Here is an 11,707-nt window from a genome sequence, read left to right on the forward strand (position 1 = left end):
ATGAAATTCAGTAAATCCTGGGTGATGGAGTGGGTCCGCACCGAGTTGAGTGACAACGCACTGGCCGAGCAGATCACCATGGCCGGTCTGGAAGTGGACGCCGTGGAAGCGGTGGCCGGCCAGTTCAACAACGTGGTCGTGGGTGAAGTGGTCGAATGCGCCCAGCATCCGGACGCCGACAAGCTGCGGGTGACCAAGGTCAACGTGGGCGAAGCCGAACTGCTGGACATCGTCTGCGGTGCGCCGAACTGCCGCGCCGGCTTGAAAGTGTGCGTCGCCAAAGTAGGGGCAACCCTGCCGGGTGATTTCACCATCAAGAAAGCCAAGCTGCGTGGCCAACCGTCTCACGGCATGCTCTGCTCCTTCAGTGAGCTGGGTATCGACGTCGAGGCTGACGGCATCATCGAGCTGCCGGCCGATGCTCCCATCGGCACCGATATTCGCGACTATCTCAATCTGAACGACGTCTCCATTGACGTGGACCTGACTCCGAACCGTGCCGATTGCCTCGGTATCGCGGGGCTCGCCCGTGAAATCGGCGTGCTCAACAGTGTGGATGTGGTCGAGCCGACCTGGGCACCTGCTGTTGCCACCATTGATGCAACTTTCCCGATCCGGGTTGAAGCAACCGCCGATTGCCCCCGTTATCTGGGGCGCGTCATCAAGGGGCTGAACCTGCAGGCCAAGAGCCCGCTCTGGATGCAAGAGAAGCTGCGCCGTGGCGGCATTCGCTCCATCGACGCCATCGTAGACATCACCAACTACCTGCTGCTGGAATACGGTCAGCCGATGCACGCTTTCGATCTAGCTACCCTGGAAGGGGAACTGGTGGTGCGTCGCGCCCGTGCTGACGAGCCGATGACCCTGCTCGACGGCAACGAGGTGAAGCTCAAAGAGACCACCCTGGTGATTGCTGATGCCAAAGGCCCTGCCTGCATGGCCGGTATCTTCGGTGGCAACCGCACCGGTGTATCCGAGACCACCACCGACATCCTGCTGGAGTGCGCCTTCTTCGCGCCGCTCTCCATCACCGGCCGTGCCCGTGCTTACGGTCTGCACACCGACTCTTCCCATCGCTTCGAGCGCGGGGTTGATCCGGAGCTGCAAGCCAAGGTGATGGATAGAGCCACCCGTCTGCTGCTGGATATTTGTGGCGGAGAGTGCGGCGGCGAAGCGGGTCCGGTCATCGAGGTCAAATCCGATGCCCATCTGCCGAAAGCGGCCCCCATCAAGCTGCGTCGCAGCAAGCTCGACAAGGTGATCGGTATCAGCGTGGCTGATGCTCAAGTGGTCGAGATCCTGACCCGCCTCGGCATGCAGGTGACCGTGGATGCTGACGGTTGGACTGCGCTGGCACCCTCCTGGCGTTTCGATATCGCCATCGAGGAAGACCTCATCGAGGAAGTGGCTCGCATCTACGGCTACAACAATATCCCGAACCTGAAACCCGCCGCCTCTCTGGCGATGGTTGAGCAGGCAGAAGGGCAGGTGACCCTGAAGCGTGTGCGCGACCTGCTGGTTGATCGCGGCTTCCAGGAAGCGATCACCTACAGCTTCGTCGATCCCAAGACTCAGCAAACCCTGTTCCCGCAGAGCGATGCCATCGTACTGCCCAACCCGATCTCGGTCGAGATGTCCGCTATGCGTGTCTCTCTGTTCCCGGGTCTGGTGCAGGCGGTGGTCTACAACCAGAATCGTCAGCAGCCGCGGGTGCGTCTGTTCGAGCAGGGTCTGCGTTTCATCAAGGACGCGAGCGCCGAGAACGGCATCCGTCAGGAGCCGATGCTGGCCGGTATCATCACCGGCAACCAGAGCGACGAGCACTGGGACATCAAGAGCCGCGCAGCTGACTTCTTTGATTTGAAAGGGGATCTGGAAGCCGTGCTGGACTTGACTGCCGAAGGAGCTACTTTCAGCTTCGAGCGTACCGAGCACAGTGCCCTGCACCCGGGCCAGAGCGCAGCCATTTTGCGCAATGGCGAGGTGTTCGGCCATATCGGCGTGATCCACCCGAGCCTCGAGAAGAAGCTGGGTCTCAAGACCCGGGCCATCATGTTCGAGCTGGAATTGAACAAGCTGCTCCCTGCCAAGGTGCCGGTTGCTGCCGAGGTTTCTCGCTTCCCAGCCAACCGTCGTGATATCGCCGTGGTGGTAGACCGTCAGGTTCTGGCCGGTGATGTCCTCGCAGTAATTAAAAAAGTTGGCGGAAATCAGGTAGTTGGAATAAACTTGTTTGACGTATACCAGGGTGCTGGTATGGCCGAGGACAAGAAGAGCCTGGCCATCAGTCTTGTATTGCAAGACACCCAGCGCACTCTGGAGGAGAAAGAGATTGCCGAGACCGTAGACAATGTCGTGCGGGCCCTTGGTGAAGAGTTGAATGCATCCTTGAGGGATTGATCTATGGCGCTTACCAAAGCCGACATTGCAGAGCACCTGTTCACCCAACTCGGGATGAGCAAGCGTGAAGCCAAAGATATGGTGGAAGCCTTCTTTGAGGAAATCAGACAGGCGCTTGAGCGTGGTGAACAAGTCAAGATTTCAGGCTTCGGTAACTTTGACCTTCGTGAGAAGAATCAGCGTCCCGGACGCAACCCCAAGACAGGCGAGGATATTCCTATCAGCGCCCGTCGTGTGGTGACCTTCCGGCCTGGCCAGAAACTCAAGGCCAGGGTAGAAAATGTTGAACCCAACGAGTGACAAAAAGCCAGGCAAACGCCTGGCTTTTACTTTTTCATGATGAAATCCAACTTATTGTTCGGTCTGTTGCTGGCCATGCCGGTGCAGGCCATGACGCTGCCTCTGTCCCCCGCCACCCAGGCGTATGCCGACACTCTCACCTCGCTGACCATTTGTTACCCCGCCCTGATCCGGCCGCCCTATCTCGAGGAGTCGGGGGGGCTGCTTATCGATCAGCTGGACCGGCTGGCCGAACAGCTGCCGGTGCCCTTGCTGCACGAGAAGCTGCCAAACTGGCCCGCGGTTCAGCAGGCCCTGCTGGCGGGGCGCTGCGATCTCATTCCTGACATAGGTCCTTCACGGCAGGCGTTACCTGGCATGGCGCTCAGTCGTGCCCTGCTGGAAGCCGAGTCCGCCATTCTGTACAAGGGTGAGCTGGAGCGTGCCACCTTCCTGGTGTCACCCCTTTGGCAGGCGAGCGAGGTGCTCAAAACGCTTTATCCCCATTCGACCCAGCTGGTCCTGACCGATGCCGTCAACTGGTACTCGTCACTGGTAGCGGGCAAGGGAACTGCCTACCTCGGCGACTACCTGCAACTGCGTTACCTGATGCGCGAATACCCGGATGTGGGGCTGCGTCTGCGCCGTTTGCGCAGCGATGAGCTGGTGCTCAGCTATCGGCTGATGATGCGTGACAAGCCAGAGCTCAGGGAGCTGGTCGACATGGCGATCCGCTATATGCCGCCCGGGGGCGTCTACAAGGATCTCGAGCGCTATCTGGAGCAGGGAGAGCAGGACATCAACCCCTTGCACTTTACCGACAAGGAGCAGGCCTGGCTGGTCGGTACCTCCCGTGCTGTCAAGTTGGTGGTGAACCCTGCATTGATGCCTTATAGCGGCATCGACAAGCAGGGGCAGCTCAGTGGCTGGAGCGCCGATGTGCTGCGCCGGGTGAGCCAGCAGACCGGGATGATTTTTCATGTGGTGCCAGTCAAGGACACCGAAGACGCCCTGGCCAAGCTGCGCAGTGGCGAGGCAGACATGATGGCGGGTCTGCTGGAGACTCCAGCCTTGACTGGCGAGTTTGATTTCACTCGCATAGTGGTAGACAGTCGTTATGCCCTGGTCAGCCGCAAGTTGCGGTCTTTCGATCGACTCGAGGAGATCAAGGGCGAGGTGGTCGTGCCCGCCAGCCTCTATGATCCCGACATGCTGGCCCGTTTGGGCAAGCATGCGTGGCGCAAGAGCCAGACCCTTGAATCGGGTATTGCGGAGGTACAGGCAGGCAGGGCGGACGCCATGCTGGCCGAGCTGTATCAGTTGCAATATCCGCTTCGCAACAATCTGCTGGCTGGACTGGATATCAAGGAGCTGCCGGATCGTTTCGGGCTAGGGTTTGCCATCAGTCACCACAGCCCCAGGCTGGCCGGTGTGATGGAGCAGAGTCTGATGACGATCACAAGCCAGCAGAACGCTGATCTCAACCAGCGCTGGCGTCAGCTGGTGCTGACCCAGCAAAGTGGCGTCAGCTATGGCATCTGGCTGGGATCCGTGTTGCTTGCATTGCTGATCAGTGCTGGTGTCATCTGGTTGATCTGGCGCTCCCGCCAGCAGCTGGCGCGAGAAGTGAGCCGGCGTCAGGAGATGGAGCAGACCCTGGCACTGGAGAGTCAGTTCAGGGAGTCCCTGTTCCAGGCTCTGCCTGTGCCCGTCTTCCTGCGAAATGATCAGGGGGAGATCATCAAGCGCAACAAGCAGGCCAAACGGCTGGAAGCCCGCTATCTGGCCGAGCTCAGCCTGCCGCCGTCCCAGTTGCAGGGAACCGAAGGGGAAATGACCCTCGGCGATCAGGTGTTCTCCTATGCCCAGATCCCGCTGCGACTGGGCAAGCAGGCACCGGCGGGGGATCTGATCGCGCTCTCCGACATCAGCGCCCTGCGCGAGCGCACGCGTTTGCTGCATCAGGCCGAGCGACGTCTGCGCGCCCTTACCAATACGGTGCCTGGCGTCGTCATCCAGTTCCTCTTGCAGCAGGGGAAAATAACCCGGGTCGAATTTATCAGCCGTGGCAGTTACGAGCTGCTGGGCCTGGCCAGCCAGCAGATCCGCCGCCATCCCGACAGCGCACTCAGCCGTCTTGTACATCAGGACAGGCGTGAGATGCGGGCGCCCATGCTGGCCATGTTGCATGCCGGCCAACCTTTTTCCTACGCGCTGCGCTATGAACATCCGGTCAAGGGCACGCGCTGGCTGCAATGTTATGGTCGTGGCCGCAGCCAGCAGGAAGGGGGGTGGCGGGTTTACGGTGTGGTGCAGGATGTGACCGCCAGGGTCGAGCAGGAGCGTGCCTTGCAGGCATCCCATGAGCGGGCCGAACAGGCCGTCCTGGCCAAGGGGCGCTTCCTCGCGGCGGTGAGCCATGAAATTCGTACTCCCATGAATGCCATTCTGGGGCTGCTGGAGTGGCTCAATCACACCCCCTTGTCAGCGGAGCAGCACTCAGCGCTCTCCCATGTCAGACAGGCGGGGGACGAGCTGCTCGGTCTGCTCAACGATGTGCTCGATTTCAGCCGCAACGAGAACCGGCAGCTGGCGCTCTCTCCCCAGCCAACCGACCTGGTTGATTTGTGCGAGCATGTGGCAGCGGTTCACTGGTCCAAGGCCCGCTCCAAGCGGTTGCAGCTGCGACTGGATATCGACCATCACCTGCCCGCCCAGGTGGAGCTGGATCCCCATAGAGTGCAGCAGGTGCTGCACAATCTGCTCGCCAATGCCATCAAGTTCAGCTCTGCAGGTGAAGTCGTGCTGTGGGCACGCCGTCAAGACAACCGTCTGCTGTGCGGCGTGGATGATGACGGGCCGGGTATCAGCGACGATCTGCTGCCTCGCCTGTTCCTGCCATTCGAGCAGGGAGGAGAGGAGGGTCAGCCCAGGGCTCAGGGCACCGGATTGGGGCTGGCCATCAGCCGCCAGCTGATGGAGCAGATGGGTGGCGAGATCCGGGTCGAACCGCGTCCTCTCAGGGGCAGCCGTTTCACCTGCAGCTTGCCCTTGGTGCTGCTGCACGAGATGCCGCGCTGGCAACCGAGAGTGGCCAGCGTCAATATCCAGCTGAACGATGCGGAGCGTGCCTATCTCGTGCCCTGGCTTGGCGAGCTCGGCCTGACCGAGGATCCCGCTGGCCCATTGCTGCGCGCCGCCGAAGATGATCAGGGTCTGCGTTATTGGGACTGGCAGGGTGAGCCCTGGGTACCAGGCTCAGTGGTCAGCCTGTTGCAGCCCAGGCTGGTGTCCTCTGCCCTGGAGGAGATGAGTCTGCCAGGGCAGGGGATGCGGGTGTTGCTGGTTGAAGATCACGAAGTGAATCGGGTATTGATCAGCATGCAGTTGACCCAGCTGGGGGCCGAGGTACTGAGTGCGGCCAATGGTCGGCTGGCGCTCGATATCCTGCAGCACGAAACCGTGGATCTGGTGCTGACCGATCTGCAGATGCCAGTGATGGATGGTGCCCAGCTGTGCCAGCAGTTGCGGGATTCTGCGCGCTGGCATCATCTGCCTGCCTACGTTATCACCGCCGATCTCAGTGAACAGGCGGCGCAGCGACTGGCCAGCTGCGGTTGTCGAGGACATCTGGACAAGCCCCTGCTGCTTAAAGATCTGGCCAATTTACTGCGCAGCGTGCCAAGGCTTGCGGACACGAGTGTCCTCTTGTCCGCACCCTCTCCCGGCACCGCAGGCGAGGAAATGGGGGCCGGGTGGCATGAGCCGGCACTGCCCCCTTTGAGCCGCGAGTTGATAAACCTCTATCTGGAGGCAACTCGTCAAGATCTGGCTGACATTGAGCAGTGCATCACACAAGGAGATGCTGAAGCGCTTGATGCGGCTTTACACAAGATGAAGGGGGCGGCCAAAATGGTGGGCGCCACCCCGCTGATCCAGGTGATCGAGCAGTGGAAACGGGATCCACAACAACCCCTGATGTCCCCGCTGCGGCACGCTCTGGATGAAGTCTGCCGGCGATTAGGTGAGAGAGTCTGACATGATCATCACAGATGAAGAGTTATTGGCGTTGCTGAACTCGGAAGAGACCCAGGAGCGTTTTTTTTACCCGGTGACCCTCTATGCACTGGACGGTGTGGCCTATCAGGCGGCAAAAGCCGTTACCTTGCCCGAATTTGCCACTTTGCGTCGCACGCAACCCGATGCCCGCTGGCCGTGGGAGGGGTTGTTTGCTGCCGGTGCCATCGCCCTGTTTGATCCCGCCTCACACGCCGGTGCCGACTATCTGCCGCAGTTGATGAACCAGAGCGATGGCATCTATCGGCTCTCGGATGACTGGCTGACAGGGGTCCATGACAGGTACCAGCAGTGGCTGCAGTGGCTGGCACAGATGCAGATCTTGTTGCTGGAGGATCACCCGTTTCAAGGCGCCCATATCCAGCAGGAGATCCAGGGATTGGGTCTGTCCTGCCAATGGGTGCAGGATGGCGATGCCTGTATCCAGGCCCTGGAACAGGGGGGCGTCAAGCTACTCATCAGCGATCTCAGCCTGGTGGAGCAGGATGCCATCGGTCTGCTGATGAGCCAGCCTCAATATCAGCAAAGCGGCCTGCCCATCATACTGCTGTCGGCCCACGATCAGACCCTGATCGATGGGTCCCGCCGGCTGTTGCACGATGCGGGTTTCAATGTGGTGGCCGCCCTGGCCAAACCGTTGTTGAGCGATGATCTGCTGCGGCTGCTCAAGGCGCTCTATCTGGGGCCACAGCGGCAACAGCGGCTCAGTGGCCTGCGCCGTACCGTCCGCAGCTGGCAGGGGGAAGAGAAGGGGCTGCTCGGGCTCTTGTCCGACCCGCCATCCCCGCTGCCCATCTGGCTGGCGGTGACAGGTTTGCCGCCACGGTGGGAGCTGGTGCGGGATTGGCTGGGCAGACAGGGACGAGATGCCACTGAACTGACCCTGGTCATTCACCGCCGTGATCACCTGCTCAGCCAGGCGGAGCGGTTCGCACTGGTGCTGCAAGCCAGTCTGGCTGGCGTCAAGCTTGCGCTGCTGCTCGACAATGACCAGCATATGCCGTTTGATTTGCTGGAGAGGGTGCCATTGCAGCACCTGCTGCTGGGGCAGAGCCTGCTCCCGGGGCTCGAGGCCATGACGGCGGACTCCCTGCTGGGCCGCTTCACCCATAGGGCCAGGGAGCTTGGCATTGCCCTCTATCTGGATGATCCCTTCAATCTGCTAGACAGTACCCTGTGGCGCGATCGCGGCATGACAGGGCGCTGGTAACCCGTGCCCCGTTACCTCTGCTGGCCCCCCGATGAGGTGCGTTTGCGACGTAGCCTGGCCGGCTGGTTGCATCCGACGTCTCGGGCCTCCTTGCCCTTGATGATGGAAGTGGGCGGGGTCCCCTGTAGCTTGCAGGAGCTGGCTGGCGCCGATCCGGAATCGATCAGAGCCGCCTACGAGGTGTTGAGCGAGCAGAGCATTTACCTGCGCTTCATGCGGGCAAAACAGCCGGTTACCGAGGATCAACTGGCCTTCTTTCTCGACTATCCCAGAGCCCCCCAGATAGCGCTGCTGCTGACTGATGGTCAGGGGCGGCCGCTGGCCCAGGCCCAGTCCATACGTCGGCGGCTGCACCCGGACCGGGCCGAGTTCTCCTGTCTGGTCGCAGATCACTTCCAGCACAGAGGGGCGGGCCGGCGCATTCTGCTGGCGTTGGCACTGCTGGCGCGCGCCGAGGGCATTCGGGAGTGGACGGCGGAAGTATTGGCCCAGAATCGCCCCATGCTGGCGCTCCTGCGCGGGTTGGGGCTGCCGCTCACCCTGGTGACGGGGCGGGAGCTGGTGTTTGTCCGGCTCGATCTGAGCGTGCTCGATACCCTGTGAAGCGGGTATCCTCATAAGACCAAGGGTGAATAGGCTGCCTTTTCAGCCTGTGCTAAGGTCAGCCTTGTATGGGATCAGAGGGAAGCAGTCATGGTGCAATCAGCGAAACACATCGTCATTCTTACCGGCGCCGGTATCTCTGCCGAATCCGGCATCAAGACCTTCCGTGCCTGTGATGGCTTGTGGGAAGAGCACAGAGTGGAGGATGTGGCGACCCCGGAAGGGTACGCCCGGGATCCCGCCCTGGTGCAGGGTTTCTACAACTCGCGCCGTCATCAGCTGCAACAACCGCAGATCCATCCCAATCCTGCCCACTATGCCCTGGCCCGCCTCGAGCGCCTGTTGCCTGGCACAGTCACCCTGGTGACCCAGAATATCGACAACCTGCACGAGAGCGCGGGCAGCAAAAACCTCATCCACATGCACGGAGAGCTGCTCAAGGCCCGCTGTCCCGAGTCGGGCCAGGTGATCGAATGGCGCGGCGATCTCCATCAGGACGAACTCTGCTCCTGTTGCCAGTTCCCCCAGCCGCTGCGCCCGCACGTGGTCTGGTTTGGCGAGATGCCGCTGGGGCTGGATCGTATCTATGGCGCCCTGGCCCAGTGCGACCTTTTCATCTCCATCGGGACCTCGGGGGCCGTCTACCCTGCTGCCGGCTTCGTGCACGAGGCTGGCCTCAACGGCGCTCATACCATAGAGCTCAACCTGGAACCGAGCGAGGTGGGCAGCCAGTTTGACGAGAAGCGCTATGGACCGGCCTCTCTGCTGGTACCCGCTTTCGTTGACGAGTTGCTGGAGCGCTGCGGCGTGCATCAACCCAAACAGATAGAGGGTCACAACTGGATGGAGATGCGTGGATCCTGAGCTACTGTGTGATGTCACAGTTGCAATGAGAGAGTGAAATCGCGACACTGACAACCCAAATATGGGACGCAGATGGCGCAAATGATCATGACCCTAGTGAAGCAATGGATCGCTTTTTTCTTCCTGATGCTGGCCAGTGCCAGCGCATTGGCATCTATCCCCCTGATGACACTGGTGCTGCCCGATGGTCGGCAGATAACGCTCGATGACGCTGCACTGGCCGCCTTGCCACAAACCCAATTCAAGACAGCGACCCCCTGGACCACGGGCATGCATGACTACCGTGGCCCGACCCTGGCGGCCGTGCTGGCGGCGCAAGGAGTCAAGAATGTGAGCAAAATTGCCGTCTCGGCACTTAATGGCTATCAGCAGGTGGTGGATCCCGCCCTGTTTGAGGAGGCACCACTGACCCTGGTGCGCCATGAGGATGGCAAGCCGCTGACCCGCCGCAACAAGGGGCCGCTCTGGTTGCTGATCCCCCTTTCCAGTTACCCCAAGCTGGACATACCCCTCATTCATAACTGCATGGTCTGGCAGGTAACCCGCATCGAGATCATCGGTTGATGGGTCGTCAGCGTCACAATCTGCTCCTGGTCTCGATCACTCTGCTGTTTCTGTTCTCCTCGGGTTGCGGGCTCTATCTGCAGCACCGCCAGGAGCAGCTGGTCGATACCTTCTATCGCAACATCCACTGGAACATCAGCCAGGTGATGCTGGAATCCCAGCGTTTTCTCTACGACTTGCGCCTCTACCGGGCCGGGCAACTGGATATGGAGACCCTGAGCCTGGATTACGATCTGTTGTGGAACCGGCTGGATATCTTCCTCATCAGCAGCGAGACTGCCGATGCGAGGCAGCGTCACGGACTGGGCAAGGCCTTGGCCGAACTGTTCGAGCAGATTAAACTGCTCGAGCCCCAGATGCAGGCCGGGCAGTTGCGCGAAGGGACCGAGCTCGAGCAGTTGCAGACCAGGATTGCCGAACAGACCCATCAGATTGGGGTGGTGGGCGATCGGATCCTTTCCAGTCAGGAGCGGGAAGCCTCGGTCAACCAGATCCGCAGCAGCCTGTTTTGGCTGCAAATATGTCAGTTGATCCTGTTGGTGACCGGTGGTGCCCTGGTGTTTGCCCTCATTCGAGCCAACTTGCAAAACCGGCGCCTCTCTTTGCTCGACCCCCTGACCCAGCTCGGCAATCGCCGGGCCTTGCAGGAGCAGCTGACTCGCTCGTTGCAATCCTCCCGCGCTCAGGCGCTGGTGGTGCTTGATCTGAAGCGCTTCAAACAGGTCAACGATCTGCTTGGCTATCAGGTGGGGGACAGGTTGTTGCAAACGGTGGCGACCAAGCTGCAGCAGGCCTACAGCGGGCACGCCTATCGGCTGGGAGGGGACGAGTTTGCTGTGATCCTGACCGAAGACATACAGGGCATGGAGGAACAGATCCAGGCCCTGAAGCAACTGCTGCATTTCGAGTTCGTGACCCGGGAGAGCCGTTTCGAGCTGGCGTGCAGGCTGGGGGTCGCCCAGGTAGAGGAGACGCAGGATCCCAATCGACTGCTGGATCAGGCCATCCTTGCCCTCAATCAGGCCAAACGCGATGCCAATGAGGATATCGCCTGGTTTCAGCCAGGTATGTTGCAGCAATTGCAGCTGACCCAGCGTCAGTTGCACCAGCTGCGGGACTGGTTGGCACACCGGATACCATCCCCTCTGGTGGTCGATATGCCATGGCTGAGCAGTGAGAACGGGCTCAGGGTGAGGGGAGTGTTGCTGCGCTGGCAGGACAATCTGGCACCCTGCGAGATGAGCTGGCTGCAGGAGGGAGGCATACTGGGGCCCGTGATCGCGCGGCTATTGCAAGAGCATGAACAAGCCGCTCTCGGTGAGCCTCCACCCCTGCTGATAGCGCTCAATCATCAGGCCCAACTGGCCCATGTGCTGGCCTATCTACCCGCCACTGTACATGTTGAGCCGATCTTGCTGTTACCTGCCTTGCAACAGGATGCCAGCTTGCTGGCCAAGGTGAATCAGCGCGGTTGTACCCTGGCGCTGAGCGAGCTTGGCAGCAGCACGCCAACGCTGCTGGCCGCCGGCTGGCCGGTGCGCTACTGGTTGCCGGAGAGCGCAAGCCACACCGGCTTGTTGCAGCCGCTGGCACAGCAGTTGGGGTTGGTGCGCCTCATTCCGGCAGATGTTCAGGCTGCACGGCAGGCCTGACTGGCTGCGATAAAAAGGGCGATCCCATGGGTCGCCCTTTTTGCATGCGTCTTTCAGC

At 60.8% G+C, this 11,707-nt stretch carries 8 protein-coding genes; all 8 read left to right on the plus strand.

Annotation, left to right across the window (positions count from 1 at the left end):
* The 8 genes from pheT (at position 1) to GWQ31_RS09245 (ending at position 11,649) form a co-directional block, all read left to right on the plus strand.
* Positions 1–2,400 carry a phenylalanine--tRNA ligase subunit beta gene (gene pheT, locus GWQ31_RS09210; RefSeq protein WP_275909185.1) on the plus strand — a complete coding sequence of 800 codons (2,400 nt, stop codon included), beginning with the start codon at positions 1–3 and terminating at the stop codon, positions 2,398–2,400.
* Between the two features lie 3 nt (positions 2,401–2,403).
* Entirely contained in the window at positions 2,404–2,700 is a 297-nt protein-coding gene (gene ihfA, locus GWQ31_RS09215; protein ID WP_005300715.1) for an integration host factor subunit alpha, read from the plus strand.
* 54 nt (positions 2,701–2,754) lie between these two features.
* A complete protein-coding gene (locus tag GWQ31_RS09220; RefSeq protein ID WP_275909261.1) occupies positions 2,755–6,717 on the plus strand; it encodes a transporter substrate-binding domain-containing protein in 3,963 nt (1,320 codons plus the stop codon).
* Position 6,718: 1 nt separating this feature from the next.
* Positions 6,719–7,966, plus strand: coding sequence for a response regulator (locus tag GWQ31_RS09225; protein WP_275909186.1), 1,248 nt, complete (start codon positions 6,719–6,721; stop codon positions 7,964–7,966).
* Positions 7,967–7,969: 3 nt separating this feature from the next.
* Positions 7,970–8,569: a GNAT family N-acetyltransferase gene (locus GWQ31_RS09230; protein WP_275909187.1), complete on the plus strand. Its 600-nt coding sequence runs from the start codon at positions 7,970–7,972 to the stop codon at positions 8,567–8,569.
* Between the two features lie 90 nt (positions 8,570–8,659).
* A complete protein-coding gene (cobB, locus tag GWQ31_RS09235; RefSeq protein ID WP_005315566.1) occupies positions 8,660–9,433 on the plus strand; it encodes a Sir2 family NAD+-dependent deacetylase in 774 nt (257 codons plus the stop codon).
* Positions 9,434–9,520: 87 nt separating this feature from the next.
* The gene (locus tag GWQ31_RS09240; RefSeq protein ID WP_275909188.1) at positions 9,521–9,997 is read left to right on the plus strand and encodes a hypothetical protein; all 477 of its coding nucleotides are present in this window, start codon (positions 9,521–9,523) and stop codon (positions 9,995–9,997) included.
* Positions 9,997–11,649, plus strand: coding sequence for a GGDEF domain-containing protein (locus tag GWQ31_RS09245; RefSeq protein ID WP_275909189.1), 1,653 nt, complete (start codon positions 9,997–9,999; stop codon positions 11,647–11,649). Before GWQ31_RS09240 ends, GWQ31_RS09245 begins: the two co-directional genes overlap by 1 nt.
* The last annotated feature ends 58 nt before the right edge of the window (positions 11,650–11,707 follow it).

Source organism: Aeromonas sp. 2MA4 (assembly GCF_029237305.1).
Taxonomy (GTDB): Bacteria; Pseudomonadota; Gammaproteobacteria; order Enterobacterales; family Aeromonadaceae; genus Aeromonas; species Aeromonas salmonicida.

Excerpts from the sequence above, each read along its gene's own strand:
- pheT (WP_275909185.1), top strand. The coding sequence starts at position 1 with ATGAAATTCAGTAAATCCTGGGTGATGGAGTGGGTCCGCACCGAGTTG.
- ihfA (WP_005300715.1), top strand. The coding sequence starts at position 2,404 with ATGGCGCTTACCAAAGCCGACATTGCAGAGCACCTGTTCACCCAACTC.
- GWQ31_RS09225 (WP_275909186.1), top strand. The coding sequence starts at position 6,719 with ATGATCATCACAGATGAAGAGTTATTGGCGTTGCTGAACTCGGAAGAG.
- cobB (WP_005315566.1), top strand. The coding sequence starts at position 8,660 with ATGGTGCAATCAGCGAAACACATCGTCATTCTTACCGGCGCCGGTATC.
- GWQ31_RS09240 (WP_275909188.1), top strand. The coding sequence starts at position 9,521 with ATGACCCTAGTGAAGCAATGGATCGCTTTTTTCTTCCTGATGCTGGCC.
- GWQ31_RS09245 (WP_275909189.1), top strand. The coding sequence starts at position 9,997 with ATGGGTCGTCAGCGTCACAATCTGCTCCTGGTCTCGATCACTCTGCTG.